The 26,296-nt window shown below is 72.2% G+C and carries 21 protein-coding genes and 1 pseudogene; 4 read left to right on the top strand and 18 right to left on the bottom strand.

Features of this window, described 5'->3' with window-relative positions:
- Positions 1 to 148 precede the first annotated feature (148 nt).
- Both ACZ4AA_RS23890 and ACZ4AA_RS23885 read right to left on the bottom strand, forming a co-directional pair.
- Entirely contained in the window at positions 149 to 1,111 is a 963-nt protein-coding gene (locus tag ACZ4AA_RS23890) for an HAD family hydrolase (RefSeq protein ID WP_467606142.1), read from the bottom strand.
- Between the two features lie 203 nt (positions 1,112 to 1,314).
- Positions 1,315 to 1,569, bottom strand: a complete 255-nt coding sequence (locus ACZ4AA_RS23885; protein ID WP_467606139.1) for a helix-turn-helix domain-containing protein — start codon at positions 1,567 to 1,569, stop codon at positions 1,315 to 1,317.
- A gap of 32 nt (positions 1,570 to 1,601) precedes the next feature.
- Here ACZ4AA_RS23885 and map point away from each other — a divergent pair, with 32 nt between their 5' ends.
- Complete coding sequence (gene map / locus ACZ4AA_RS23880; protein WP_467606134.1) at positions 1,602 to 2,369, top strand: type I methionyl aminopeptidase; 768 nt, start codon at positions 1,602 to 1,604, stop codon at positions 2,367 to 2,369.
- Positions 2,370 to 2,598: 229 nt separating this feature from the next.
- On the opposite strand, the gene ggt is transcribed toward map, so the two are convergent.
- Positions 2,599 to 4,416 carry a gamma-glutamyltransferase gene (gene ggt / locus ACZ4AA_RS23875; protein WP_467606130.1) on the bottom strand — a complete coding sequence of 606 codons (1,818 nt, stop codon included), beginning with the start codon at positions 4,414 to 4,416 and terminating at the stop codon, positions 2,599 to 2,601.
- Between the two features lie 103 nt (positions 4,417 to 4,519).
- Between ggt and ACZ4AA_RS23870 the strand changes: the two genes are divergently transcribed.
- Together ACZ4AA_RS23870 and ACZ4AA_RS23865 are read left to right on the top strand one after the other, a co-directional pair.
- A complete protein-coding gene (locus tag ACZ4AA_RS23870) occupies positions 4,520 to 5,344 on the top strand; it encodes a hypothetical protein (protein WP_467606124.1) in 825 nt (274 codons plus the stop codon).
- 138 nt (positions 5,345 to 5,482) lie between these two features.
- On the top strand, positions 5,483 to 7,057 hold the full coding sequence (locus tag ACZ4AA_RS23865) for an alpha/beta fold hydrolase (protein WP_467606122.1): 1,575 nt from the start codon (positions 5,483 to 5,485) through the stop codon (positions 7,055 to 7,057).
- Between the two features lie 46 nt (positions 7,058 to 7,103).
- Here the strand turns inward: ACZ4AA_RS23865 and ACZ4AA_RS23860 are convergent.
- The 14 genes and pseudogenes from ACZ4AA_RS23860 to ACZ4AA_RS23795 form a co-directional block, all read right to left on the bottom strand.
- Positions 7,104 to 7,307 (bottom strand): annotated as a pseudogene (locus ACZ4AA_RS23860) (amino acid ABC transporter permease); the annotation flags it as partial.
- A gap of 351 nt (positions 7,308 to 7,658) precedes the next feature.
- Positions 7,659 to 8,099, bottom strand: a complete 441-nt coding sequence (locus ACZ4AA_RS23855) for a DUF6278 family protein (RefSeq protein ID WP_467606120.1) — start codon at positions 8,097 to 8,099, stop codon at positions 7,659 to 7,661.
- 267 nt (positions 8,100 to 8,366) lie between these two features.
- Positions 8,367 to 9,146 carry an exodeoxyribonuclease III gene (locus tag ACZ4AA_RS23850; RefSeq protein WP_467606116.1) on the bottom strand — a complete coding sequence of 260 codons (780 nt, stop codon included), beginning with the start codon at positions 9,144 to 9,146 and terminating at the stop codon, positions 8,367 to 8,369.
- Positions 9,147 to 9,257: 111 nt separating this feature from the next.
- A complete protein-coding gene (locus ACZ4AA_RS23845) occupies positions 9,258 to 9,893 on the bottom strand; it encodes an MBL fold metallo-hydrolase (RefSeq protein ID WP_467606112.1) in 636 nt (211 codons plus the stop codon).
- A 94-nt stretch (positions 9,894 to 9,987) separates the two neighbouring features.
- Positions 9,988 to 11,280, bottom strand: a complete 1,293-nt coding sequence (gene pcaDC / locus ACZ4AA_RS23840) for a bifunctional 3-oxoadipate enol-lactonase/4-carboxymuconolactone decarboxylase PcaDC (RefSeq protein ID WP_467606109.1) — start codon at positions 11,278 to 11,280, stop codon at positions 9,988 to 9,990.
- 107 nt (positions 11,281 to 11,387) lie between these two features.
- A complete protein-coding gene (locus ACZ4AA_RS23835) occupies positions 11,388 to 11,642 on the bottom strand; it encodes a DUF6059 family protein (RefSeq protein ID WP_467606106.1) in 255 nt (84 codons plus the stop codon).
- A 389-nt stretch (positions 11,643 to 12,031) separates the two neighbouring features.
- Positions 12,032 to 14,527 carry an SWIM zinc finger family protein gene (locus ACZ4AA_RS23830; RefSeq protein ID WP_467606102.1) on the bottom strand — a complete coding sequence of 832 codons (2,496 nt, stop codon included), beginning with the start codon at positions 14,525 to 14,527 and terminating at the stop codon, positions 12,032 to 12,034.
- The gene (locus ACZ4AA_RS23825; protein ID WP_467606097.1) at positions 14,524 to 17,568 is read right to left on the bottom strand and encodes a DEAD/DEAH box helicase; all 3,045 of its coding nucleotides are present in this window, start codon (positions 17,566 to 17,568) and stop codon (positions 14,524 to 14,526) included. The genes ACZ4AA_RS23830 and ACZ4AA_RS23825 overlap by 4 nt, the downstream gene beginning before the upstream one ends.
- A 111-nt stretch (positions 17,569 to 17,679) precedes the next feature.
- On the bottom strand, positions 17,680 to 18,261 hold the full coding sequence (locus ACZ4AA_RS23820; RefSeq protein ID WP_467606092.1) for a sugar kinase: 582 nt from the start codon (positions 18,259 to 18,261) through the stop codon (positions 17,680 to 17,682).
- Entirely contained in the window at positions 18,258 to 19,445 is a 1,188-nt protein-coding gene (locus ACZ4AA_RS23815; protein ID WP_467606087.1) for an ROK family glucokinase, read from the bottom strand. The genes ACZ4AA_RS23820 and ACZ4AA_RS23815 overlap by 4 nt, the downstream gene beginning before the upstream one ends.
- Before the next feature lie 129 nt (positions 19,446 to 19,574).
- Entirely contained in the window at positions 19,575 to 20,381 is an 807-nt protein-coding gene (locus ACZ4AA_RS23810; protein ID WP_467606081.1) for an ATP-binding cassette domain-containing protein, read from the bottom strand.
- 14 nt (positions 20,382 to 20,395) lie between these two features.
- Positions 20,396 to 21,451: an ABC transporter permease gene (locus ACZ4AA_RS23805; protein WP_467606078.1), complete on the bottom strand. Its 1,056-nt coding sequence runs from the start codon at positions 21,449 to 21,451 to the stop codon at positions 20,396 to 20,398.
- Positions 21,448 to 22,452 (bottom strand): sugar ABC transporter substrate-binding protein, encoded by a 1,005-nt coding sequence (locus tag ACZ4AA_RS23800; RefSeq protein ID WP_467606074.1) that lies wholly within the window; start codon positions 22,450 to 22,452, stop codon positions 21,448 to 21,450. Before ACZ4AA_RS23800 ends, ACZ4AA_RS23805 begins: the two co-directional genes overlap by 4 nt.
- Before the next feature lie 256 nt (positions 22,453 to 22,708).
- Positions 22,709 to 23,458: a GntR family transcriptional regulator gene (locus ACZ4AA_RS23795; protein WP_467606619.1), complete on the bottom strand. Its 750-nt coding sequence runs from the start codon at positions 23,456 to 23,458 to the stop codon at positions 22,709 to 22,711.
- A gap of 116 nt (positions 23,459 to 23,574) precedes the next feature.
- On the opposite strand from ACZ4AA_RS23795, the gene ACZ4AA_RS23790 reads away from it, so the two are divergent.
- Positions 23,575 to 24,588, top strand: coding sequence for a Gfo/Idh/MocA family protein (locus ACZ4AA_RS23790; protein WP_467606071.1), 1,014 nt, complete (start codon positions 23,575 to 23,577; stop codon positions 24,586 to 24,588).
- Between the two features lie 166 nt (positions 24,589 to 24,754).
- Here ACZ4AA_RS23790 and ACZ4AA_RS23785 read toward each other — a convergent pair whose 3' ends face one another.
- Positions 24,755 to 25,930: a cytochrome P450 family protein gene (locus ACZ4AA_RS23785; protein ID WP_467606068.1), complete on the bottom strand. Its 1,176-nt coding sequence runs from the start codon at positions 25,928 to 25,930 to the stop codon at positions 24,755 to 24,757.
- Positions 25,931 to 26,296 lie beyond the last annotated feature (366 nt).

Genomic DNA, 26,296 nt, shown 5'->3' with positions numbered 1-26,296 from the left:
GGGCGCGTCGAAGCGCCGCGCGGGCGCACACCGGCACGCCCGCACAGCAGGGGGCGCACGCCCGGACGCAGCCCGGGGCGCACGCCTGGACACGCCCTCGGGCCCGCATCCGGACCCTCGGGCCACCACGGCCGCCACCGCCGCGCCCTCAGATGCGGCAGGCCTCCACCGCAGACGCGCGGGGCAGCACGAGCCGGATGAGGGCGGCGACCCCCTCGTCGTCGTTGCTGGGCAGCACGATGTCGGCGGCCCGGAGGGTGTCCTCGTGAGCGTTGGCGACGGCGGCGGCCAGCCCGGCGGCACGCAGCATCGGGATGTCGTTGGGCATGTCGCCGACCGCCGCGGTGTGTTCCAGCGGAAGGCCGTTCCGCTCGGCGAGCGACCGCAGCGCCTCCCCCTTGTCCACGCCGGGCGCGGACAGTTCGAGGAAGTCACCGGTGGACCTCGTGATCACCGCCCGGTCGTCGACGACCGAGCCGATCAGCGCGGCCAGTTCGTCGACGAGGAGCATCGGATGGGCGGCGAGGATCTTGACCACCGGGTCCGCGCTCCCCGGCGCCGACACACCCTCCAGCACCGTACGGCGCCAGTCGTTCGGCACCAGCCGCACGAACGCCGTCTCCAGACGGAGCCCGGACACCGAGTCGACCCCCAGCGCGACCCCGGGCACCGCGTCACGGATCGCGCGCAGGACGCGCTCCGCGCCGCCGGGGCCGAATCCGCGGCAGTCCAGCAGCCGCCCGGAGGCGGCGTCCACGGTCACCGCGCCGTTGCTGCACACCACCGGACCGGTGAGGCCGTAGCGCCGGGCCAGGTCCAGGGTGTCGCGGACGGGCCGTCCGGTCACCCCCACCACGGCGACCTCCGCCCGTCCCGCCTCGGCGAGCGTGCTCAGGGTGCGTGCGCGGATGGCGCCTGCCGAGTCGAGCAGGGTCCCGTCGAGATCGGTGCAGACGAGCCGTACGACGGTACGCGCACGGCGTCCGCGCCCGAACGTGCGGGTGAGCGGGCGAGCGCCCGGGACGGGTTCCGCCGGAGCGGAGGACCGCGCCTCGCCGAGCGCCGGCTGACCCGAAGTCGCCACGCCGGAGCGGGCGTTGGTGTTCGACATGGCCGGAGGCTAGTGACTACGCGCGTAGACGACAAGGGAACGGTCAATGAATTCAACAATTTCTCAGCACCGGTCGGCCGGCCGAACCGCCCGCCTCGTCGACACATCGGCCGGCGGACTGGTCAGCGGATCGATCGGCGGATCGGCCGACCGACGAGCCGCCCCCGGGTCACCCATGGGCCGAGCGGGGGCGCGTACGCCCTTCAGGCCACCGGCACCAGCGCGCACCTCACGACGATCTCGTCCATCGAGAGCCCGAGGGCACGTGCGAGCGCCGCGACCGTGAAGAAGGCCGGTGTGGGCGCCCGCCCGGTCTCGATCTTGCGCAGGGTCTCCGCGGAGATCCCGGCCACCCCGGCGACGTCCGCCATGCTGCGGCCGCCGCGGGCCACGCGCAGCAGTTGCCCGAGCCGCTCGCCGCGTTCGCGCTCTTCGGGGGTCAGGGGGGTTCGCACCATGACACCATTCTAATACCGGTATAGTAATTGGCATGGTGGAACTGAAGACCGACACATCGATCGACGAGATGTACGCGGCCGGCCAGGTCGTGGGCAGCGCGCTCACGGCCGTGCGCGAGGCGGCCGACGTGGGCGTCTCCCTGCTGGAGCTGGACGAGATCGCGCACCAGGTGCTGCGGGACGCGGGCGCGACGTCGCCCTTCCTCGGCTATCACCCCTCCTTCGCGCCCACGCCCTTCCCCGCGGTCGTCTGCGCGTCGGTGAACGAGGCGATCGTGCACGGCATCCCGACGGGCTACCGGCTGAGCGACGGCGACCTGGTCTCCATCGACTTCGGCGCCGAGCTCGGCGGCTGGGTCGGGGACTCGGCGATCAGCTTCATCGTGGGCAGGCCGCGCCCCGCCGACGCGCGGCTCGTGGAGACCGCGGAGCGGGCCCTGGCCGCGGGGATCGAGGCGGCCGTCGTGGGCAACCGCATCGGGGACATCGCGCACGCCATCGGCACGGTGTGCCGCACGGCCGGATACGGGATCCCGGACGGGTTCGGCGGCCACGGCATCGGGCGCCGCATGCACGAGGACCCAGGCGTCCCGAACGAGGGCCGGCCCGGGCGGGGAATGCCGCTGCGGCACGGCATGGTCCTCGCCATCGAGCCGATGCTCATCGGCGGCGGCACGGACGACTACCACCCGGCTCCCGACGGCTGGACGCTGCGTACGAACGACGGCTCCCGGGCGGCCCACGCCGAGCACACCGTGGCCATCACGAACTCGGGTCCGCGCATCCTGACGGCGCGCTGACCTCCCGGGCGTCGGGGCCGCAGGGCACCTCGACGGTCCCGCTCCACGGCACGACCGCCACCCCCCACCGCCCGACGCGGCGGACCGTGGGTCGGGGCCGCCGAGGTGCGGCGGTCCCGACCCACGACCCACGAGACACAACCCGCGAGACACGACCTGCGGGACACAACCCGCTGATACGGCCCGCTGATACGCCCCGCGGACGCGGCCTGAGGCGTGGGTCCGCGGCCTAAGGCGCGGGTCGCACCACCATGGCCGAGCCTCCGCCCCGCCGCACCTTCTCCGCCGCGGCCAGCCAGGTGCCGTTCGGCAGACGCTGGACGCCCGTGGCCGCGCCGATCTCCGGGTTCGGCTTGAAGGAGTGGCCGATGGCTTCGAGCTGCGCCCGCAACGGGCTGTCGTACAGGCCCGGTTCGAGCTCGGTCTGGGCCGCGTTGCGTTGGCTTGCGCGAGGCGCGGCGATCGCGTCGACCAGCGGGAGGCCGCGGTCGACGAACTCGGTCAGGGTCTGGAGAACGGTGGTGATGATGCTCGCACCGCCGGGCGAACCGAGCGCAACCACGGGCCTGTCGTGCCGGTCGAGGACGATGGTCGGCGAGATCGACGAGCGCGGGCGCTTGCCGGGACCCGGCAGATTGGGGTCGTGCACGGCCGGGCTGGCCGGCGCGAAGGAGAAGTCCGTCAGTTCGTTGTTGAGGAGGAAGCCGCGCCCCGGGACGGTGATCCCGCTGCCGCCGGTCTGCTCGATGGTCAGCGTGTAGGCGACGACGTCGCCCCACTTGTCGGCCACCGTCAGATGGGTCGTGTTCTCGCCCTCGTACGTGGTCGGGGCGGCCGTTCCGGTGGCACCGCAGGCGGCGGGACGGCTCGGGTCACCGGGTGCCAGCGGGCTCGTCAGCACCGCGTCGTCCTTGATGAGGCAGGCCCGACCGTCCGCGTACCGCTGCGAGAGCAGGCCCTTGGTCGGCACGTCCTCGAAGGCCGGGTCGCCCACCCAGCGGCCCCGGTCCGCGAAGGCGATCCTGCTCGCCTCGATGTAGTGGTGCAGGTACTGCGTCTCGCTCGCCTTCGAGAGGTCAGTTCGCTCAAGGATGTTGAGCGCTTCACCGACGGTCGTGCCACCGGAGGAGGAGGGAGCGATCGAGTACACGTTCAGACCGCGGTACGACGTCCTCGTCGGCGCCTGCTGCTTGGCCCCGTAGGCCGCGAGATCCCTCAAGGACAGTTGGCCCGGCCGGGCGTTGTAGCCGGAAGCCGGGTCCACGGGCGGCTTGTCGACCGTGTCGACGATCTCCCGGCCCAGCTCGCCGGCGTAGACGGCCCGCGTACCCTTGCGTCCCAACTCCTCGTACGTGCGCGCCAGATCGGGGTTCTTGAAGGTCGACCCCACGACCGGCAGCGAGCCACCGGGCAGGAACAGCTTCGCGGTGTCGGGGAAGTTCGAGAAGCGGGCCTGGTTCAGCTCGGTCTGCGCGCGGAACGTCGCGTCGACGGTGAACCCTGAACGGGCGATCCGCTCGGCCGGCTTCAGGACGGTGCCGAGGCTCCTGCTGCCCCAGGAGTCCAGGGCGCTCTGCCAGGTCGCCGGCGTGCCCGGGGTGCCCACGCTGAGTCCGCTGGTGACGGCGTCCGCGAAGGCGAGCGGCTTGCCGTTCTCCAGGAACAGCCCCGAGTCGGCGGTCAGGGGGGCCGTCTCCCGCCCGTCGATCGTGTGCACCGTACGGGACTTGGCGTCGTAGTAGACGAAGTAGCCGCCTCCGCCGATGCCGGACGAGTAGGGCTCGGTGACGCCCAGGGCCGCCGCCGTGGCGACGGCCGCGTCGACCGCGTTGCCGCCCTTCCTCAGCACCTCGATGCCCGCGGCCGAAGCGTCCGCGTCGACACTCGCGACGGCGCCTCCGTACCCGACCGCGACGGGCACCTTCGCCGTGGGCGTTCTCGCGGCCGTGGCCGCCGCCGGTGCCCCGGGCGGCGCCGCCGCGCCCACTAATGCCGTCGCGGCCGAAACCGCCAGGACCGTCAGATTCCGCGCAAGAGGACGTCGCATCAATACCTCCAGTCAACAGTCGTCCGCGCAGCGTAACTTCACCGCCACCACCGCGTCAGGCCCCCTCGAACACGGTTCCGTGGGACCGCTAGCATGCGCGCACATGAATGACGACGTGCGCAACATCGTCCTCGGTGTCCTGGCCGCCGGCCTCAGTGCCGCGCTCGGCTGGCTCGCCCGCACCTACCTGTGGAAGCGCAAGCTCCGCCGCAAGCAGGCGTTCTTCGGGCTGCCCGACAACGCCGAGTCACTCCTTGTGGTGAACCGCGAGGCGGGCGGCCCCGAGCTCACGGTGATGCGGCACGACGTCTTCGCGCTCCTCGAACTGTCCGCGCTGATCAAGGACTGCGGCGCGCACGCCCAGGTCATCGCGCACGACGCGACCCAGCAGGGATTCGGCGAACGCACGGAGTTCTGCGTGGGCGGGCCGGCCTCGAACCGGCGCATGGCCGCGCACCTTCAGTCGCTGCTGCCCGGTGTGCAGGTCAACACCGACTCGGGACGCGGACCCGACCGGGGCGCCTTCCAGATAGGCAGCGAGCGCTACCGTCTGGATTCGGGCCAGGCGGAGTACGTGATCCTGGCCCGGCTCACCGCGGGCCAGAGCCGTGACGTGAGACCGGTCTTCCTCTTCTGCGGGCAGCGCGCGATCACCAACCAGGCGGCCACCCGCTATCTCGCCCGCAACCACGCGCGCCTGGCCCGCAAGCACGGCGGCAACAGCTTCGTCCTGCTGCTGAAGGTCGTGAACTCCCAGGCGTACGGCCCCGATGTCGTCGAGGTCGTCGCGGACGTCACCCGCGCCGCCCAGGCCCCGCTGCCGACGCCGCCCGCCCTGGAACCGGCACCGGACCCGGAGTCGGAGACCGGTCAGGACGGGGAGGCCGCGGCGAAGTCGGCCACACCGAGGGCCCGTCGCCGTACCTGACGGCCCCCCGATCACACGGGTCGGCAATGAACACTTCAACAATCGTTACTCGCACGTAACTTACCGACGGGTTACTTCGAGTAAGCCGCCGCGGTTACCGTCGGGTCACCTTGCACTGACCAAGTGAGGAGTGACCCGTTGGGAAACGGTCGCAACCCCCTGCGCACATCCGCCGTCGGCGCCCTCTCCGCCACCCTGATCGCCGCCGCGGGCCTGGGCCTCGCGCCCGCCGCCCTGGCCGCCGGCGGCTCGGGCGGCATCCGCTTCGTGGACATCTCCGGTGACGGCGGCACGACCCTCAAGGCCAACGTCGTCACCCCCGCGGGAGCGGACGACACCCGCTCCTATCCGCTCATCGTGCTGCCCACGAGCTGGGGCCTGCCGCAGGTCGAGTACCTCGCGCAGGCTCAGAAGCTCGCGAACTCCGGCTATGTCGTCGTCAGTTACAACGTCCGCGGCTTCTGGCAGTCGGGCGGGGAGATCGACGTCGCCGGCCCCCAGGACACCGCCGACGTGTCGAAGGTGATCGACTGGGCGCTCGCCAACACCCCGGCCGACGCCAAGAAGGTGGGCGTGGCGGGCGTCTCGTACGGCGCCGGGATCAGTCTGCTGGCCGCCGCGCACGACAAGCGCATCAAGGCGGTCGCGGCCCTGAGCGGCTGGGCGGATCTGACCACGTCGATCTACTCCGGACGCACCGAACACGTCCAGGCGGCCGCCCTGCTGGACGGCGTCGGGCACATCACGGGGCGCCCCAGCGCCGAGACCCAGCAGGTCTTCAAGGACTTCTTCGCCTCGAATCTGTCGAAGGAACAGGATCTGATCGACTGGGGGAAGAAACGTTCACCCGAGACCTACCTCGATCAGCTCGACAAGAACCGCCCCGCCGTCTTCATGGCCAACACCTGGGGCGACACGATCTTCTCGGCCAACCAGTACGCGAAGTTCTACGACGAGCTGACCGGGCCCAAGCGGCTGGAGTTCCGCCCGGGCGACCACGCGACCGCCGAGATCACGGGCCTGTTCGGGCTCCCCAACGACGTGTGGACCGACACCGGCCGCTGGTTCGACCACTATCTGGCGGGCAAGGACAACGGCATCGACCGGGAACAGCCGGTGCAGCTCAAGTCCCGCTCCACGGGCGGTTACGAGGGCTACCCGGACTGGAAGTCGGTCGGCGCGACCACCCGGAAGATCGCCCTGGAGGGCACCACCAGGATCCACACGAACGTCGACTCGGGCGCGGACGGCGGGGTCATCTTCCTGTCCAGCATCCTCGACCAGCTCACCCGGATCCCGCCGATGGCCTCGATCCCGCTGCTGCCGCGCTACTGGGCCGCGGTGTGGCGCTCGGAGACGTACGCGAACCCCCAGCGCGTGCGGGGCACCGTCAGACTCCACACCACGGTCACCGGCACCAAGGAGAGCGGCACGTTCATCGCCTATCTCTACGACGTGGGCCCGCTCGGCATCGGCAAGCTGATCAGCAACGCGCCGTACACCTTCCACGGCCGGACGCCCGGCGAGCCGTTCGGGGTGGACCTGGACCTGTTCTCCACGGCCTACGACGTGCCGGCCGGGCATCACCTGGCCGTGGTCGTCGACACGGTCGACCCGCTGTACATCGAGCACAACCCGTCCGGCGCGCAGCTGACCTTCTCCTCGCCGGAGCACGACCCGTCGTACGTGTCGGTACCCCTGCGCGAGCAGTGATCTCCGGCTGGCGCCGGTCGGGCCTGGCCCTGTGAGCTGCTGCCCCCTACAGCGTCGAGGCTGTGTGGGGTGCCCCACCCGGCAGCAGCGTCCCTGGTTCGGCCGGAGCCATGCCCACGGCCTCGGTCTCGGGACTGTGCCGCACCCGCCCGTACGCCCGGGGGGCGGACCGGGAGAGCGGCACACACATCCCGATGCGGATCGGCGAGGTCACCGTCACCACGGGGATGAACGGCAAATCGTAGTCGAGGATCGCCGGGCCCGGCCTCCCGGGCCCGGGGAAGTCCGCCTCACCGGACGGTCGGGGATCTGTCCGACGGGCCGGTGATCGACCACCCCTCCCGTACCGAAGGCGAGGTCGTCGTCCTGCGGAACATGCGGCTCCCCGAAGTGCGTGGTGTCGTCGTACAGGTCGATCGGCGGATCGACGGCCATGCCGGTGCCGATCGCTTCCGGCCGCGTCGGCCACCGCAAACTATCGGCGCAAATCGTCACTTATGGGGCGACACGCACGTCAGGGCATTAGCCGTATTTGCGGCCGGACGAAGAGCGGATCACGACGCTCCGGGCGATCATGGGGACGCCCCTTCGGGCGCTTCGGTCAGGCCTCCGTGGCCTCGGCGTACATCTGGGACAGCTCGGGGACGCCCTGCACGGCCCAGTCGAGGCCCGCCTCGACGACCGGGATCTCACGGCCCGAGGGGAGCCGGACGGCCGGACTGCCGCCGGGCCAGACATGCCAGGAGGCACCGGGCACCGTGCGCACCACGACGGTCCCGAGATAGAGGCCTGCGTCGTTGCCGAGCCACGGCAGCGCCTCGGGGTCGTCGCGCCACAGCGGCAGGAGCTGGTCGAGCGCCACCAACGAGTCAGGGGTGTCGTCCAGTTCGAGACCCACGGCCGCGGCCTGGGAGCGCAGCAGTTCGCACTCCGAGAGCAGCTCGGCCACACCCACCGGATCGTCCTCGAAGGCCTTGGCGAGGGGCCGGTCCCGCCGCACCGGATGCCGCTTGAGCAGCTTGTCCAAGAAGGGGATGTTCATGACCGGCCTCTCCGTGGGGTGCGATCGTCGAAGCTCCATGTCCCGTCACGTGAACACAACACAGCTAGCGGCATTTCATCACGGAATCGGGCAAACAAGGCGAATCATGGTGCTCGAAGATACCCGGGATCCCCACCGGCTTCCCGAGCCGTCCGTGGGGAGAGGATGCCCGCGATCGCGCCGTCGAATGCCTGTGCCGCGACAGGCGCTACGTGCCCGTCGCGGCATCAGGGGTGCCGAGGCCGCCCAGTTGCCCGGGCGGACGTCCTAGACGTCCAGGTCCACCACGACCGGTGCGTGGTCCGAGGCACCCTTGCCCTTGCGCTCCTCACGGTCGACGTACGCGTCCTTGGCCGCCGCCGCGAACGCTTCGTTGCCGTAGACCAGGTCGATGCGCATGCCGCGGTTCTTCGGGAAGCAGAGCTGGCGGTAGTCCCAGTACGTGTACGGGCGGTCGTACTTGAGGGGACGCGGGACCACGTCCGTCAGACCCGTCTCGCGCAGGGCCGCCAGCGCGGCACGCTCGGCCGGCGTGACATGGGTCAGGCCCTCGAACGCCGCCACGTCGTACACGTCGTCGTCCGTGGGCGCCACGTTGTAGTCGCCCATCACCGCGAACGGGCGGCTGCCCGCCGCGTCGCCCGCCACCGCCGCTCGCAGGGCCTCGAACCACTCCAGCTTGTACGTGTAGTGGGCGTGGTCCACCTCGCGGCCGTTCGGTACGTACACCGACCACACACGGACCGGGCCGCATGTAGCGGACACGGCCCGGGGCTCCTCCGCACCGTCGTACTGAGGGCCGCCGGGCAGGCCCTTGACCACGTCCTCCAGGCCGACCCGGGAGATCACCGCCACGCCGTTCCACCGTCCCGTGGCGTGCACGGCCGCCTCGTACCCCAGCTCCCGCAACTGCTCGGAGGGGAACTGTTCCGCGGCGACCTTGGCCTCCTGGAGGCACAGCACGTCCGTGCCGCTGCTCTCCAGCCAGGCCAGCAGCCTCGGGAGGCGGGCGGTGATCGAGTTCACGTTCCAGGTCGCGATACGCATGCCTCACAACCTACCGGGCGGGTACGACAACGGGTCCGCCCCGGACACCCCGTGCCGCCCGTCCGCGCCACCGGGACGGGACGCGGGCCCCCGGGGCCCCGCGCGGCCGGCTCAGACCTCCGCCGACGCTCCCGGCGTCAGCCTCAGATGCTCCGAACCGCCGAGGGCACCGATCTGGCGGTCGTAGATCGGCCGGGCGAGGTCGGTGAGCAGGGCGTCGTGGATGTCGTACGCGCGCTGCGGCGCGACCTCGCGGACGTACTCGATGACCTCGGAGATCTTGTTCCACGGGGCCATCACGGGGAGCATCAGCGTCTCGACCGGACGACCGGGGACGGTGAGGGCGTCCCCGGGGTGGAAGACGCGGCCTTCGTCGACGAGGTAGCCGACGTTCGTGATGCGCGGGATGTCCGGATGGATCACCGCGTGCAGTTCGCCGTGCACCTGGACGTCGAACCCGGCGGCGGTGAAGGTGTCGCCGTGACCGACGGTGTGCACCCGGCCGGGGAAGGCCGCGGAGATCTTCTCCGCCACCGACCGCAGGGTCCAGATCTCGGCCGCCGGGTCGGCCTCCATGGCCGTGCGCAGCCGTTCCTCGTCGAAGTGGTCGGGGTGCTCGTGCGTCACGAGGATGACGTCGGCGCCCAGAGCCGCGTCCTCCTCGCTGAAACCCCCGGGATCGATGACGAGCGTCCGCCCGTCCTTCTCCAGACGGACGCAGGCGTGCGACTTCTTCGTGAGCTTCATGGGTACATCCTGCCCCCGCGCCCGCCCCGGAGGTCACTTCTGCGGACGGCTCCGCCCGCCCACCGCGGGAGTGGGCGGGCGGAGCCGCGCTCGCTCACTCCTGGGGGGTCGTCTCCTCGTGGATGATCTTCTGCGCCACCCGGAAGGCGCTGTTCGCGGCCGGCACACCGCAGTAGACGGCCGTCTGGAGCAGCACCTCCTTGATCTCCACCGGGGTGAGACCGTTGCGCAGGGCGGCACGAGTGTGGACGGCGAGCTCGTCGAGATGGCCGCCCGCGACCAGCGCGGTCAGCGTCACACAGCTGCGCGAACGCCGGTCGAGTCCGGGCCGGTCCCAGACCTCGCCCCAGGCGTAGCGGGTGACGAGCTCCTGGAAGTCCCCGGAGAAGTCGTCCGCCGACGAGAGCACCCCGTCGACGTGCGCGTCCCCCAGCACCTCGCGGCGCACCTTGATCCCGATGTCGTACGGATCCTGACGCCCCCCGAGCTCGGGCGCCACGGGCGCCGGGGCGATCTCGGCGAAGGGCACCACAGGCGACGGCGCCTGCACGGGGTACGCCTGCGGGACCTGGACCGCCATCTGCCCGGTGGCCGAGTCGAAGGCGGGCAGCCAGGCGCCGGCGAAGTGCCGTACGAGCAGATCCGTCACGGCGGCGGGCTGTTCCACGGGAACCAGGTGCGAGGCACCGGGGACGACCGCGAGGCGGGCGTCCGGTATCCCGGCGACCAGGGTGCGCGCCTCCGCGGGACCGGTGACCTGGTCGTCGGAGCCGGCCAGCACGAGGGTCGGCACTCCCACGAGGCCCAGTTCGTCCCGCACGTCGAAGGCGGCGAGCGCCTCGCAGGCCGCGATGTAGCAGCCGGGATCGGTGGTGCGCACCATCTGCACGGCCCACTCGGTGATCGCGGGCTGGGCCGCCGCGAAGCCACTCGTGAACCAGCGTTCGGGCGAGGTACGGGCGATCGGGTCGAGGCCGTTCGACCTCACGATCACTCCTCGCTGCCGGAACTCGTCGGCCGTGCCGAAGCGGGGCGAGGCGGCGATCAGCGCGAGGGAAGCCACGCGCTCCGGGCAGCGGAGCGCCAGTTCGAGGCCGATGGCCCCGCCGAAGGCGCAGCCCGCGTAGCCGAAGTGCTGGATGCCCAGCCCGTCGAGCGTGGCCAGCAGCCGCCCGGCGAGTTCGGAGACCGAGCCGGCCGGATAGGCGGGCGCTCCGCCGTGTCCCGGCAGATCGAAGCGGAAGATCCGCCAACTCTTCGCGAGCTCGGGGATCTGCCTGTCCCACATGTGCCAGGTGGTGCCGAGCGAGGGTCCGAGTATGAGGACCGGGGCGTCTTCCGGGCCGTCGAGGCGGTATTGCAGGGCAGGGGTCTTCGTCTCACTCACGCCCTGCACGTTCTCACATCTCGCCGATTCTCACGTCCTTGGGGCGCGGGCCCTGTGCAAGCCGTCCTCGCATGTGATAGCCCCGTGAAGGTCTCTCCCGGCCGGCTTCACCCACGCGCCGGCGGGGGACCGAGGCTCAGGGCGGACCACAGCTCCCGCTCCACGTCCGTCGGCGGAATGTGCGCGGCGCACGATTCCGGATGGCCGGAGGGGGGCCGACCGCACGGCTCCGGGGCCGGTTCCGGCTGCTCCTGGTGGAGCGCCGGCCCGGGCAGCGGGCATCCGGACAGCAGGCAGCCGACCGCCAGCAGGCCCGGGGTCCATCGGGCGAGGGCGTCGGCCCATCGGCGTGCGTGTCTCATCGTGGGCTCACCGCGGCGGAGGTCTCGGGGTTGGCGGGGGGGTGTCGGGGTCTCGGGATCGTCGGTGGCCAGGTGCCGGAGGCGGCTCTGCCGGGTCGGGGACGGGCAGGGCGGCGACCAGGCGCCTGGTGTGGTCGACCTGAGATCTGCCCAGAACCCCGGCCGTCGAACCGGACGCGGTGACCCGGCCTCGGCGCAGGACGACGAAGCGGTCGGCGACCCGAGGATTCTCACCGGGTCGACCGCCGCCCTCCGGGGTCCGCGCGGGTGACCCCGGGCATCCGCGCTCCCAACCCGCCCGCACCGGAGGCTGGTTGGGGCGGGACCCGGGCCGGAGTCACGGCGACTGCCGCGACAGCCCGATGGGCGTCACGGGAACGCGACGGGTGTCAGAACTCCTCCGGTGCGCCGAGCCCCGTCAGTGCGCCGACGGGGTCGAGGTCCGGGGTGCCCCTGGGCCACCAGTCGTCACGGCCCGGCTCGGACTCGTAGGCGTACCACAGGCCGTTGCGGCCGAGGCGGAGCTGCGCGTGGCCGCTCGGGTGGGTGAGGTGGTTGCGCCACGGCCGGAACGCCGGGAAGTCGGCGGCCATGAGCAGCGGCCGGGCCCGGTCGAACCGTCCCGCCGGGGGGTCCCAGGGCTCTTCGAGCACGCCGAGCGCCTCGAAGCCGCCCTGCCGCCAGGCGGCGACCGCACGGGCCAGCTCGATCGGGGTACGGCCGGTCGCGAAGGCGAGCGAGGAGTACAGGGCGCGGGTCGCGGCCGTGAGCCCCGACCCGGGACGGGCCGCGGCGACGCGCACCGCGTCCTGCCAGAGCGTCAGTTCCGCGACGGGATCACGGCCCGAGGTGAGCAGTGTGTACGCGCGGGCCGCCGCGTCCGTGGCCAGCTGGTCCAGCGCGAACGCGTCCGGGCCGCCCGGCGCGCCCGGGTAGGCCGGCGGCTGCTCGGGGTGCGCGGGCGGCGGCAGCGGAGCGGGCAGGGGCGGCAGCACGCGTCGCGCGAGAACGTCACGGGCCGGGACGCCGGCGGGCTGGGCCGGTTCCCGCTCCTGGGCGGCACGGGCGGCTCGGGTGGCGTTGCGCCGGGAAAGGGCGTCGAGCAGTTCGCGCTCGCCCCGGCCGCGCAGCAGGAACAGGACGAACGGGTCCTGGTCCAGCAGACGGGCCGTCTGATAGCAGAGGGCGGCCGCGTGCTTGCACGGGTGCCCGAAGTCGGGGCAGCTGCACTGCGGTTCGAGTTCGCCGGGGCCCGGAAGCAGGTCGACTCCACAGTCCGCGAGCGATCTGGGCATCTCCTTGTCGAGCAGCGCCGCGATGTGTCCTGGCCGCTCGGCAGCGGCGTCGAGGAAACGGTCCCAGTCGCCGTCCGTCAGCGTCCGCACCCTGACCTGGACGCGGTACGGCCGCGGCCGGCTCCCGTGCACATAGGCGAGCACCAGACCCGGTGTGACGGTGACGGCGTCGACATACCCCTGTCCGGCGTACGTCCGCCCGCGCGCCAGCCGTGCCGCGTCCAGCGCTCCTTCCTCCAGTGCCGTGACCCACGCGTTTCCCCACCAGGTCTCCGCGAAGCCGTCCTCTCCCCGGAGTCGCGCGGGGAAGGCGGGGAAGGTCCGGCGCAACTCGCCGTCGCGGCGCGGGGATGCCATGGAGCGGTGAGGCCCGGGTTCGCGGGGCGCGGCCCCGGGTTCGCGGGCAGCCGTGCCGGGTTCACGCACCTCGGTGCCCGGTTCGGCGGTGAGGAAGTCCAGGCCGAGGGAGCCGACCGTGAAGGGCTCGACATCCGCCGGCTCCTCCCGCTCGGGGACAGAGGGCGGGGAGGGTTCGGCGGGTGCGGGACTTTCGGGATGGTCTTCGGGGTGTGTGAAGTGTGCCGGGAACGAAGGGTGTTCGGGGCGGTCGGGGTGGGCGGAATGCTCGGGGCGGGAGGGGCGGTCGGCGTGTGTGACGGGTTCGGGGTGATCGACGGGTTCGGCGTGCCGAGGGCGCCCGGGTCGATCGTGGTTCGGGACGCCACTCCGGTCGTCGCTCAAGTCGCGGGGCGCCACGCCTGTGTCGTCGGACGAACTCGACGGCTCCCCGTTCTCGTCCATCAGGTCGGGGGGCAGCCGGAAGCCGTCCGCGAGCAGATCGCGGAGCTGCCGCTGCTGGGACACCCGTTCCGCGGTCACGGGGTGCGCGGGATTCCGGCGCCCCCCGGCTCCGGCAGGGGACGTCCTGGCGGACCGGCTCCTCGGCCCGGCTCCCCCGCCATTGCCCTCCGCCGACGGCTCGCCGCCGTCCTCCGTCTCCCGCTCCCGAAGCCGCCGCGCCGCGCGCAGCGCCTCGCGGGCGATGTCACCGGGTCGCGCGCCTCCCCCGGCCTCGCCGCCGGAACGCGCTGTCGCGGCCGACTCCGCCGTCCCCGTCCGTCCCACCGTCCGTCCCGCCGAAACGCCGGCCGCCCGCAACGCCCCCCGAGCGATGTCTCCGGGTCGCGTGCCGTCCGCGTTCTCGGCCCGTTCGTCCGCCGAGCCAGATCCGGATCCAGGGCCAGGTCTAGAGCTAGGGCCAGGGCCAGGGCCAGAGCTAGGCCCGCCGGAGCCCGTACCCGCGTGCTCGTCGGCCGCCGCGGTCCTGCGTGCGGCGCGCAGGGCCCGGCGGGCCTCGTCGGCGGGACGGTCCACGGTCGCGGCGCGCTGCGGCCCGGCGCCGTCGGCCGGTTCAGCGGCTTCGGCGGGTTCGACGGCTTCGGCCGGTTCGACGGCTTCGGCCGGTCCGGCGGCTTCGGCCGGTCCGGCGGCTTCGGCCGGTTCAGCGCCGTCGGCCGGTTCAGCGCCGTCGGCCGGTTCAGCGCCGTCGGCCCCGGTCACGCGGGGCTCCTCTTCCTCGGTGCCGCTCATGCGGGCCTCCGCAGCGAGACGAGGTCCGACAGCTCGCGGTCGGTCAGCTCCGTCAGGGACGCCTCGCCGGAGCCGAGGATCGCGTCGGCGAGGGCCCGCTTGGCCTCCAGCATCTCGGCGATCCGGTCCTCGACCGTGCCCTCGGTGATGAGCCGGTGCACCTGGACGGGCTGGGTCTGGCCGATGCGGTAGGCGCGGTCGGTGGCCTGCTCCTCGACGGCGGGGTTCCACCAGCGGTCGAAGTGGACGACATGCCCGGCGCGGGTGAGGTTCAGACCGGTGCCGGCCGCCTTGAGCGACAGCACCAGGACGGGGGTCGCGCCGCTCTGGAAGCGGTCCACCATGTGTTCGCGGTCGGCGACCGGCGTACCGCCGTGCAGAAGCTCGACCGGGACGGCGCGGGCGGTCATGTGTTCCGTGATGAGGCGGGCCATGCCCACGTACTGGGTGAAGACGAGCGCCGAGCCGTCCTCGGCGAGCAGGGTGTCCAACAGCTCGTCGAGCAGGGCCAGTTTGCCCGAGCGCGTGGAGGTCCCGAGCGCGGCCGCCCGCGCGTCCTCCTTCAGGAACAGCGCCGGGTGGTCGCAGATCTGCTTGAGCGAGGTCAGCAGTTTCAGGACCAGTCCCCGGCGGGCGATGCCGTCGGTGGTCTCGATGGCCAGCATGGACTCGCGGACCACCGCCTCGTACAGAGAGGCCTGTTCGCGGGTGAGCGGGACGGGGTGGTCGGTCTCCGTCTTGGGCGGGAGTTCGGGCACGATGCCGGGGTCGGACTTCTTGCGGCGCAGCAGGAACGGGCGGATCAGGCGGGCGAGTCGGGCCACGGCCTCCTCGTCCTCTCCGTTCTCCACGGCGCGTGCGTGCCGGGCGCGGAAGGACTTGAGGGGGCCGAGCAGCCCCGGGGTCGTCCAGTCGAGCAGCGCCCACAGTTCGGAGAGGTTGTTCTCCACGGGTGTGCCGGTGAGCGCGACGCGTGCCGGGGCCGGGATCGTCCGCAGGGCTTTCGCCGTCGCGGAGTAGGGGTTCTTGACGTGCTGCGCCTCGTCGGCGACGACCATGCCCCAGGGCTGTTCGGCGAGGTGGGCGGCGGCGGACCGCATCGTGCCGTACGTGGTGAGGACGAAGCCTCCGTCGAGTCCGTCGAGGGTGCGGTCGGGGCCGTGGAACCGGCGCACGGGGACGCCGGGGGCGAACCGGGTGATCTCCCGCTGCCAGTTGCCGAGGAGGGAGGCGGGGCAGATGACCAGGGTCGGTTGGCTGTGGGCCCGCTTCAGGTGGAGCGCGATGAGCGTGACGGTCTTTCCGAGCCCCATGTCGTCGGCGAGGCAGCCGCCGAGTCCGAGGGAGGTCATGAGGTCCAGCCAGGCGAGACCGCGGAGTTGGTAGTCCCGCAGACGGGCGTCCAGGCCGGGCGGGGGCTCGACGGGGGTCACCCCGGCCGTGAGGCGGTCGCGCAGTGCGGCGAGGGCGCCGACCGGGACCGCTTCGACGGTCTCCCCTTCGACCTCGGCGGTTCCGGTGAGGGCGACGGAGAGGGCGTCCACCGGGTCGAGCAGGCCCAGTTCGCGCTTGCGGGCCTTGCGCACGAGGGCGGGGTCGACCAGAACCCACTGGTCGCGCAACCGCACGACCGGCCGGTGGGCCTCGGCCAGGGTGTCCATCTCGGCCTCGGTGAGCGGGTCTCCGCCGAGGGCCAACTGCCAGCGGAACTGGAGGAGTTCCTCGCTCTCGAAGAATCCGGTCCCGTCGGTCGCCGATCCGGGCGCGGGACGCACCACGGCGGTGGCGCTCAGGTCGTGCGCCAGGTCCCGGGGCCAGTGCACGGCGACACCGGCGGCGCCGAGCCGGGTCGCGACGACTCCGAGCAGATCCGACAGTTCGTCCTCGGAGAGGGCGAGCACGGCGGGCACGTCCTGTTCGGACAGGCGGTCGAGGGGTGGCCAGACCCGGGCGGCGCGGCGGACGGCCAGGGCCGCGTCGACGCGGGCGCGGGGTCCGAACACCGTGTCGGCGTCCCCCGCCCACAGGGAAGCGGCGTCGACGACGAGGGTGGGGTCGGCGAGGCTGTGCACCTGGACGACGGCGGCGCCCGCACGCCGTGCTCCCTCTCCGTCGTCGAAGAGCTGGTGCGCCGAGAGGTCGAGGCGCAGTGAGATCCGGACGCCCGCGTCCATGCCGGCGGCCACCTCGGCGGCCCAGTCCTGGGCGCCGGTCAGCCGCTGCGGCTCGCGGGCCGCGAAGGGTTTGCCGGAGGTGTGGGGGGCGGCGGGGGTGCGGGGCAGGGTGTCGGCGACCGCGTCCAGGAAGGCGCGCATCAGCGTCTCGGGATCGGGCAGCCGGAGCGGTCCCCTGCCGGGGAGGGGGACGGCGTGCCCCTCGTACGGAAGGGCCTCGGCGACCGCCCTCAGGTGCGCGATGTCGTCCGGGTCCAGGGGGCCCGCGCGCCAGGCGTCGAAGCCTTCCGGGGTGAGCCCGGGCAGCAGGCGTCCGCGGGCGACGAGGCGCAGCGCGTGCAGGGCGGCGGCACCCCAGCAGACGGTGGCGGGATGGGCCGCGGGGTCCCGCCGCGCCCCGGCGAGCAGGGGCAGGGCCTCGGCGAGGGAGAGGATCAGCGCGGGGACGGTGCTCCTGCGGACTCCCTGGCCGTGCGGTCGTACGACGGTCAGTTCGGTGTGCTCGCGCGCGGACGTGCCGGTGCCGGGTGAGGAGGGCATCGGCCCGTCGGGGTGCTCGCGCGCGGACGTCACCGTGCCGGGTCGGGACGGCGCCGGCCCGTCGGGGTGCTCCCCCGGCCGGGGGCTGTCCCCGTCGTCCGGGGCGGGCAGGTGTGCGCCGCTCGGGTCCCAGAAGGCGACGCGTGACGCGCGGGGCAGCGGCGCGGGCAGGAAGACGGCCGCCAGCCGCGCGGAGGGCGGCGGGCCGGAGGAAGGGCCCGCGAGCTCCCGCGGGCGCGGATCCGCGCCGGACGCGGAGTACGTCGGGAGCAAAGGGACGCCCGCGGACGGCACCCGCGCGCTCACCACGTCCACACCGTCCCGCATACGTCTGGTCACCTCCCGCCCGTCGGTCGCATCACTTGTCTTCGACTGTACGGGCGGGGTCTGACAATCGGCTCCCACGGCCGCCGCGGGCGGCCACGGACCGCGCCCGGGCTACGGGATCGTGCGCGAGACGAGGTACACCATGGGGTGGTCCGTCTCCACGCCGTTCACCACGATGTCCTGGGTCGGTGCCGGGTCCTTCTGCTTGTGCACGAGCCCCGACCAGGGGCCGGCGCCCGTGAAGTCCCAGCCGACGACCTTCTGGTTGCGGTCGTTGATGGTGATGTGGTCCTTCTTGAGGGCGGATCTGCTGGTGCCGACGGTCTTGAGGAACCAGTCGAGGCCCCCGGGGGTGGTGCGGAACTGGACGTACAGCCGGCTGGTCTTCCAGTTGTTCGTCTCGTAGTACGCGACCTGGGTCGAGTCGGCGGGCATGGGCACCTGGTAGAGGCGGCGCTGGACGCGCGAGGGCCAGGCGGCGGTGAGACCGGTCGCCGAGTACTTGGCCTCCTTGTCCTTGCCGCTGTTGCGGCTCTGGTCGGCGGAGATGACCAGATAGCCGGCCGGTACACCGATGAGCAGCACGATGATCAGCAGGGTCAGGGCACGGCGGCGGAACCTGTGGCGCGGGTCCTCGGGGGGCCGCTGGGGTTCGTCCGGGGACATGGCCTGGCGAGGGAGCGAGGCGGTCACCGCGACTCCTGCTGCGTGGTGCGGCGGGTCTCGGCGTAGCGCTCGTAGCGTTCGTAGCGCTCCACGCGGCGGCGCTTGGCCCGCCGGAAGCGGCGGGCGACCAGCCGCGCGAGGTCCGCGGCGCCGACCATGCCGGCCTCGGGTCCGAGCTGGGCGCGCGCGATCCGGGCCTCGGGGCGGTAGCCGCGGCCCGTGAGGTGCCGGCGGAAGGCGTCGCGGGCGGGACCGATCAGCAGGTCGTCGGCCGCGCTCACCCCGCCGCCGATGACGAAGCAGGAGGGGTCGAGGGCGGCGGCCAGGTTGGCGATGCCGACGCCGAGCCACTGACCGATGTCCTGGAGGAGTTCGACGCACATGGCGTCGCCGTCGCGGGCCAGCTCGGTGATCATCGGACCGGTGATGTCGCCGATGTTGCCCTTGACGTGCTCGATGATCCCGTACGCGACCGGGGAGTCGGCGGCGGCGAGTTCGCGGGCCTCGCGGACCAGCGCGTTGCCGGAGCTGTACTGCTCCCAGCACCCGCGGTTGCCGCACGGGCAGCGGTGGCCGCCGGGCACGACCTGCATATGGCCGAACTCTCCCGCGACCCCGAACTTGCCGCGCTTGACCTGGCCGTCCTCCAGGATCGCGCCACCGATGCCGGTGCCGAGCGTGATCATCACGAGGTGGTCCTCGCCGCGCCCGGCGCCGAAACGCCACTCGGCCCAGGCGGCGGCGTTGGCGTCGTTGTCGACCAGGACGGGCACCGCGAGCCGCCCGGCGAGGCGGTCGCGCAGCGGCTCGTTGCGCCAGGACAGGTGGGGGGCGAACAGGATGCGGTTGCGCTCGGCGTCCACCCACCCGGCCGCCCCGATGCCCACGGCGTGCACGTCGTGCCGGTCGGACAGGTCGAGCACCAGCTCGACGATGGTGTCCTCGACGACCTTGGGGCTCTTGGACTTGTCCGGTGTCTCGGCGCGGACCTTCTCCAGGATGTTGCCGTCGGCGTCCACCACGCCCGCCATCACCTTCGTGCCGCCGATGTCGATGCCGACGGTGGGGACGCGGGGTGCCGTCAGATGGGAACGGCGCTCGCGTGTGCCCACGGTCCGCAGGACGGTGGCCCGCGCGGAACCGATGGGGGTGCCCCCCGCGCGGGCGGAGCCGAGCGCTCGGGGCAGCGCGAGGTCGCGGTAGGTGCTCATCGCGCCGATTCTGCCCTACGCCGCACCGGGGCCGCACCGTGGAAGCGCCGTGACACATGTGACGCGTGCGGCCTCCGCGACGCGTCCCGGCCGGTCCGCGCGGCCGTCCGGGACGCGGTTCCGCGCCCCTCAGACGCCCCGGCTCTCCAGCTCGTGCCGCAGGTCGTCGAGCTCGCTCCCGCCCGCCATCTGGCGCGTCAGCTCGTCCAGAGTGATCCCGTCCCGGAGGTGGCTGCCGGACATGGTGCCGCGCTTGAGCAGGACGAAACGATCACCCACGAGATAGGCGTGATGCGGATTATGGGTGATGAAAACAACACCCAGTCCGGCGTCCCGTGCGGCGGCCACATATTTGAGGACCACCCCGGACTGCTTCACCCCGAGGGCGGCGGTGGGCTCGTCGAGCACGAGGACCTTGGCACCGAAATGGACGGCGCGGGCGATCGCCACACACTGGCGCTCGCCTCCGGACAGGGTGCCGATCGGCTGGTCGACGTCACGCAGGTCGATGCCCATCCGCAGGAGCTCCGCGTGGGTGGTGCGCCGCATGTGGTCGACGTCGAGACGCTTGAACGGGCCGAAGCCCTTCCGGGGCTCGGACCCCAGGAAGAAGTTCCGCCAGACCGGCATCAGCGGGACGACGGCGAGGTCCTGGTAGACGGTGGCGATGCCCCGGTCCAGTGCCTCGCGCGGGGACGCCGGCCTGATCTCCTCGCCCTCGACGCGCAGGGTGCCCCCGTCGTGCCGGTGCCGGCCCGCGATGATCTTGATGAGGGTGGACTTGCCCGCGCCGTTGTCGCCGAGGACACAGGTGATCTCGCCCGCGTGGACCTCCATCGAGACGCCTTCGAGGGCGCGGACGGTGCCGTAGTACTTGCTGACGTCGTCGAGTTCGACGAGCGCCGGGCGTCGCGCGGCGGCGGGTTCCTCCGTCATGTCGGTCTCCGTGGTCACTTCGTGGCCTCCGCGCGCTTGCGGACCCAGTGGTTGAGCAGGGTCGCGAGGAGCAGCATCACGCCCAGGAAGAACTTGAACCAGTCCGGGTTCCACTCGGCGAAGACGATGCCCTTGCCGACCATGCCGAAGATCAGTGCGCCGACGGCCGCGCCGACCGCGGAGCCGTAGCCGCCGGTGATCAGGCAGCCGCCGATGACGGCCGCGATGATGTAGATCAGCTCGTTGCCGACGCCCTCCCCTGACTGCACGACGTCGAACGAGAACAGCAGATGCTGGCCCGAGATCCAGGCGCCGAGGGCGACGCCCATGTAGAGGCCGATCTTGGTCCTGTCGACCGGGACACCGACCGCGCGGGCCGCCTCCTCGCCGCCGCCGACGGCGTAGATCCAGTTGCCGGCGCGGGTGCGCAGCAGGATCCAGGTGGCCACGGCGACCAGGACCAGCCACCACAGGATGGTGATCTTGAAGTCGACACCGCCGATGGTGATCGTCGAGGCGAAGACGTCCTTCGCGGAGGAGAAGCCCTCCATGTCGGAGATCGACTTGGTGGAGACGGTGCCGCTGATCAGCTTGGTGAAGCCGAGGTTCATGCCGGTCAGCATCAGGAAGGTGCCGAGCGTGATGATGAAGCTCGGCGGGTCGGTACGGGTCAGCATCACGCCGTTGAAGACACCGATCGCGAGGGTGGCGAAGAGCGAGACGACCACGCCGACCCAGACGTTCGCGGTCATCTGGTAGCTGAACATCGAGGAGATCAGTGCGGAGCTGGTCACCATGACGCCGGCGGAGAGGTCGAACTCCCCGCCGATCATCAGCAGCGCGACCGGGACGGCCATGATGCCGATGGTCGACGCCGCGTACAGGACCGTGCTGAGGCTCGCGGCCCGTACGAAGCTGTCCGCGAAGACGGCGAAGAAGAGGAAGACCGCGACCGCGCCGACGACGGAGCCGAGCTCGGGGCGGCTCAGCAGCTTGCGCAGGGGCGAGGTCTTCAGCAGGCGCTCGTCGGTGCGGGGACCGGGCGCCGGCGCGGGTGCCGTGGCGGTCATCGGGTCCCCCGGTCCGCGTACTGCTCCAGCTCGGAGGCCTGGTCCTTGGTGATGATCTGCGGTCCGGTCAGGACGGGCTTGCCGCCGCCGAGGACGTCGGCGTTGTACTTGTGCAGCCAGAGCAGGTCGACGGCCTCGTAGCCCTGGAGCCAGGGCTGCTGGTCGACGGCGAAGCCGAGAGTGCCGTTCTTCAGCTCGGCGGCGACCTTGGCGTTCAGGTCGAAGGTGTCGATCTCGGCCTTGCTGCCCGCGTCGTTCCTGGCCTTGACGGCGGTGTCCGCGAAGGGCGCGCCGAGCGTGACGACCGAGTCGATCGACCGGTCGGCCTGGAGCTTGGCGCCGATGGAGGACTGCACGTCGGGCATGTCGGTGCCGGTGACGTAGAGGTTCTCGACGGTCCCGTCGAAGGTCTTCCGCACCCCCGCGCAGCGCTGTTCGTGGCCGACGTTGCCCTGCTCGTGCAGGACGCACAGGGCCTTCTTGCGGCCCCGCTTGTTCAGTTCCTCGCCGACGGCCTCTCCGGCGATCGTCTCGTCCTGGCCGATGTGGGTGATCGCCCCGAAGGCCTTGGACTCCTCGGAGCCGGAGTTCACCGTGATCACCGGGATGCCGGCCTTGCGGGCGCGGGCGACGGCGGCCTTCATGGCGTCGGGCTTGGCCAGCGTGACGATGATGCCGTCGACCTTCTTGTCCACGGCCGCGTCCACGAGCTGAGCCTGCTGCTGGGCCTCGTCGTCGTGCGAGTACACGAAGTTGATGTTGTCCTTGACGGCGGCCTGCTCGGCGCCGTTCTGGACGATGTCCCAGAAGGTGTCGCCGTCGCCCGAGTGGGTGATCATCGCGAAGGTCCACCGGGGTGTGTTCACGGCGGCCCTCCCCTGGGCCGCCGCCGCTCTGCGGGCGTCCTCGGCTCGCTTCCCCCCGGTGCTGCTGCATCCCGCGAGGGACGCCGTCAGCGCCCCCGCCAGCGCGATGCCCACCCAGGTCCGTGTCCGTGCCACGAGGCCGTGCCCTTCTTGCCGTGCTCTTGGTGTACCGGGCGGTGAGGACCGGCCCGGGGGCCCTCCGGCGGGCCCTTGGTGGCCGGTTTCGTACCAGCCCAAACGGCCAAGTATCGATCATTGGGATCATCCGCCCAAATCACGAACGACGCGCAGGGTGTTCCACGGCCGCGACCGTGGGCGCGCGGGGATGCGTGAGGCGCCTCGGGACCGTACGACGGGTCGCCGCGCCGGAACCGTACGAGGGGCCGCCCCGTCAGGACCGTACGAGGAGCTGGAACTCGAAGGAGTAGCGCGAGGCGCGGTAGATGTGGGTGCCGAACTCGACCGCACGGCCGGTGTCGTCGAAGGTGGTGCGCTGCATGGTCAGGACGGGAGTCCCGGCGGGTTCGCCGAGCCGCTCGCCCTCCTCGGCGCTGGCCGCGCGGGCGCCGACGGACTGCCGGGCGCTGTGGAGGGTGATGCCGGCGCCGCGCATCAGGCGGTACAGGCCGGTGGCCTCCATCCGGTCGTCGTCGAGTTCCAGCAGCTTCGGGGGAAGGAAGTTGCAGAGGTACGCCATCGGCTCGCCGTGCGCGAGACGCAGCCGTTCGACGCGGTGGACCTCGCTGCCCTCGGCGACACCGAGAGCGGCCGCGACCTCGGTGGACGCCGGTTCGACGGTGTTGAGGACCACCTGGGTCGCGGGGCGCTGGCCGGCCGATTCCAGGTCGTCGTAGAGACTGCTGAGCTCCAGGGGGCGCCTCACCTGGCTGTGCACGACCTGGGTGCCGACGCCTCGGCGCCGTACGAGCAGCCCCTTGTCGACGAGGGACTGGATGGCCTGGCGGACCGTGGGGCGGGACAGACCGAGCCGCGCGGCGAGCTCGATCTCGTTGCCGAGCAGGCTGCCGGGGGTCAGCACGCCGTTCTCGATGGCCGCTTCGAGCTGCTGCGCCAGCTGGAAGTACAGCGGGACCGGACTGGTGCGGTCGACGCCGAGCTGGAGCGACACGGTCGGATCCACAACTGGTTTGGCCACGGATCGAGCGTAGCCCCGTGACATGTTGACGGGAAGTTGTGAAGTTCGATTGTCCGGACAAACCATTGACAGCGCGACGGGTCGCCCCCCAGTTTGTTTCCATGCGCATCGGACTCATCGGAGCGGGCCGTATCGGCACATTTCACGCGACCACGCTCAGCCGCCACCGGGAGGTCGGAGGCTCCCTCATCGTCACGGACGCGGATCCCGTACGGGCCCAGCGGCTGGCGGACCGGCTGGGCGCGACGGCGGCGCCGACCGTGAACGAGATCTTCACCTGGGGCGTGGACGCGGTGGTCATCACCGCCGCCACCTCGGCCCACTCCGAGCTGATCGGCCGGGCGGCGCGCTCCGGGCTCCCGGTCTTCTGCGAGAAGCCCATAGCTCTCGACCTGGCGGGGACGCTCGCCGCGCTCGCCGAGGTCGACGCGGCCGGAACAGTTCTTCAGATGGGCTTCCAGCGCCGCTTCGACGTGGGATACACGGCCGCCCGCGAGGCGGTGCGCTCCGGCCGGCTCGGCCGGCTGCACACCGTACGCGCGATGACCTCGGACCAGTCGCCGCCCCCGGCCGGCTACCTCCCGCTCTCCGGCGGGCTCTACCGCGACTGTCTGATCCACGACTTCGACATGCTGCGCTGGGTCAGCGGCCGCGAGGTCGTCCAGGTGTACGCGACCGGCTCGGACGCCGGGCCCGCGATGTTCCGCGAGGCGAACGACATCGACACCGGCGCGGCCGTCCTCACCTTCGACGACGGCATGCTCGCCACGGCGACGGCGACCCGGATGAACGGCGCTGGCTACGACGTCCGCATGGAGCTCTCCGGCGAACTGGACCAGATCGCCGTCGGTCTGGACGACCGTACGCCGATCGCCTCGACCGAGCCGGCCGGGCCACCGCCCGCGGACAAGCCGTGGACGGGCTTCCTGGAACGCTTCGGCCCCGCGTACGAAGCGGAGCTCGCCGCGTTCGTCGAGGTGGTCCGCGGTGAGCGCGCCAATCCGTGCGACGGCCGCGAGGCACTGGAGGCCCTGCGGATCGCCGAGGCCTGCGAACTGTCCCGACGCGAGCGCCGCGCGGTCTCCCCGGCGGAGATCCCGGGCGGCAGGCTCTGAGCAACGCGCGTCGCCGTCCGCCCGGGGCCGAAGGCCGCCGGGCGGACGGGTTCACTCCAGCCGGGAGCGCCGGCGGCGCCGGTGGCTCTCCTCGGGTCCGGTCAGCTCCGCGGTGATCTCCCCCGTACGCGGCGCGGGCGACGCTCCCCACCCGGCACCGGGCCGCTCACCAGCGCACCGGCATATGGCGCACGCCGCGCATCAGCATGCCGGGCAGCCAGCCGCTCGGCGGTCCGTCGAGCGCCAGGTCCGGGCACCGCTCCAGCAGGGAACGGAGGGCCACTTGGGCTTCGAGGCGGGCCAGCGGGGCGCCCAGGCAGTAGTGGATGCCGTGCCCGAAGGCGAGATGGCCGCGGGTCTCGCGGCGGAGGTCGAAGCGGTCGGGCGCCGGATAGCGCGCCGCGTCACGGTCGGCCGCGGTGAGGCAGATCATCACCTCTTCCCCGGCCGCGATCGCCGTGCCGCCGATGTCGAGCGGCTCGGCGGCATAGCGGAAGGTCGCGTTCTCCACCGGTCCGTCGTGGCGCAGGGTCTCCTCGATGGTGCCGTCGAGGAGGGTCATGTCGGCGCGCAGCGCGGCGAATTGATCGGGGTGGCCGAGCAGGGAACGGACGACGCCGGTGATGAGGTTGACCGTCGTCTCGTGTCCGGCGATCAGGAGCAGGAAGGCCATGCCGCGCAGTTCCCGCGGTGAGAGCCGGTCGCCGTCCTCGGCGGTGGTGCGGATGAGCCCGCTGAGCAGATCGTCCGTGGGGCCTGCGCACCGCTTGTCCTCGATCAGATCACTCAGATAGGAGGCCAGTTCGACGAAGGCCTTCTCATGGCTCTCGGCGCTGGTGGGAGCCACCGTCTCGGTGGACAGCGCGCGGAACGCGGCCCGGTCCGGCTCGGGCACGCCGAGCAGTTCGCAGATGACGGTCAGCGGCAGCGGATAGGCGAAGGACTCGACGAGGTCGGCCCGCCCGCGCGGGAGCATCGCGTCGAGCAGTTCGTCGGTGATCTCCTGGACTCTGGGGCGCAGGGCCGCCACCCGCCGGCCGGTGAACTCGCCCGCGATTAGCGTCCGGAGACGGGTGTGCTGCGGCGGGTCGGACAGGAGCATGTGCTCGCCGATCAGCTCCTCGCCGACGAAGACGAAGCCCGCCGTGTTCGGGTTCTTGGCCAGCCGCTGGTCGGCCAACGCGGCCCGCGCCTCCTCGTACCCGACGACGAGCCAGGTCTCGTGGGTCTCGTCCGGCGCCGGCAGCCGCACCCGGTGCACGGGACCGAGCGTGCGTAACTCGGCGTAGACGGGATGGGGGTCCTCGGCGAACCCCGGTCCGTACTCGCTCAGATCGATCACGGCTCTCCTCTCGTCACACCGCTCAACGCGCGGGGCCCCCGGTCAGTGCCCGTCCTCCTCCGGCAGTCCCGCGTCGTACGCCGGCAGCGCGATCCGCCCCCAGGAGTGGAGGGGCCGAGCCCGGTCGTCGGCCAAAGTCGGCCGGAGTCGCCCCGGTTCGGACCTTGGTCGAGCCGGGCAAGGAGATCCCGCGACGTCGGCCGGCCACGTGACGGACGTCATTGACAAGCCGAATCCGCGGCGGTTGTCATGAACATATGCTGCCGCGATGCCTGGGGATCCGCCGTGCCCACCGAGCCGACGGCTGCGCCCTCGGCGTCCGTCGTCGCCCGTACCCGGGTGCCGCACGCGCGAGGACGGCCGGTG

The sequence above is a fragment of the Streptomyces sp. NPDC024698 genome, assembly GCF_055559015.1.
This window is presented reverse-complemented; position numbering and strand designations above follow the sequence as displayed.

Bases quoted from the DNA above. Each gene is read 5' to 3' on its own strand.
- ACZ4AA_RS23890 (WP_467606142.1), bottom strand. From the start codon at position 1,111: ATGTCGAACACCAACGCCCGCTCCGGCGTGGCGACTTCGGGTCAGCCG.
- ACZ4AA_RS23885 (WP_467606139.1), bottom strand. From the start codon at position 1,569: ATGGTGCGAACCCCCCTGACCCCCGAAGAGCGCGAACGCGGCGAGCGG.
- map (WP_467606134.1), top strand. From the start codon at position 1,602: ATGGTGGAACTGAAGACCGACACATCGATCGACGAGATGTACGCGGCC.
- ggt (WP_467606130.1), bottom strand. From the start codon at position 4,416: ATGCGACGTCCTCTTGCGCGGAATCTGACGGTCCTGGCGGTTTCGGCC.
- ACZ4AA_RS23870 (WP_467606124.1), top strand. From the start codon at position 4,520: ATGAATGACGACGTGCGCAACATCGTCCTCGGTGTCCTGGCCGCCGGC.
- ACZ4AA_RS23855 (WP_467606120.1), bottom strand. From the start codon at position 8,099: ATGAACATCCCCTTCTTGGACAAGCTGCTCAAGCGGCATCCGGTGCGG.
- ACZ4AA_RS23850 (WP_467606116.1), bottom strand. From the start codon at position 9,146: ATGCGTATCGCGACCTGGAACGTGAACTCGATCACCGCCCGCCTCCCG.
- ACZ4AA_RS23845 (WP_467606112.1), bottom strand. From the start codon at position 9,893: ATGAAGCTCACGAAGAAGTCGCACGCCTGCGTCCGTCTGGAGAAGGAC.
- ACZ4AA_RS23835 (WP_467606106.1), bottom strand. From the start codon at position 11,642: ATGAGACACGCACGCCGATGGGCCGACGCCCTCGCCCGATGGACCCCG.
- ACZ4AA_RS23830 (WP_467606102.1), bottom strand. From the start codon at position 14,527: ATGAGCGGCACCGAGGAAGAGGAGCCCCGCGTGACCGGGGCCGACGGC.
- ACZ4AA_RS23825 (WP_467606097.1), bottom strand. From the start codon at position 17,568: ATGCGGGACGGTGTGGACGTGGTGAGCGCGCGGGTGCCGTCCGCGGGC.
- ACZ4AA_RS23815 (WP_467606087.1), bottom strand. From the start codon at position 19,445: ATGAGCACCTACCGCGACCTCGCGCTGCCCCGAGCGCTCGGCTCCGCC.
- ACZ4AA_RS23810 (WP_467606081.1), bottom strand. From the start codon at position 20,381: ATGACGGAGGAACCCGCCGCCGCGCGACGCCCGGCGCTCGTCGAACTC.
- ACZ4AA_RS23805 (WP_467606078.1), bottom strand. From the start codon at position 21,451: ATGACCGCCACGGCACCCGCGCCGGCGCCCGGTCCCCGCACCGACGAG.
- ACZ4AA_RS23790 (WP_467606071.1), top strand. From the start codon at position 23,575: ATGCGCATCGGACTCATCGGAGCGGGCCGTATCGGCACATTTCACGCG.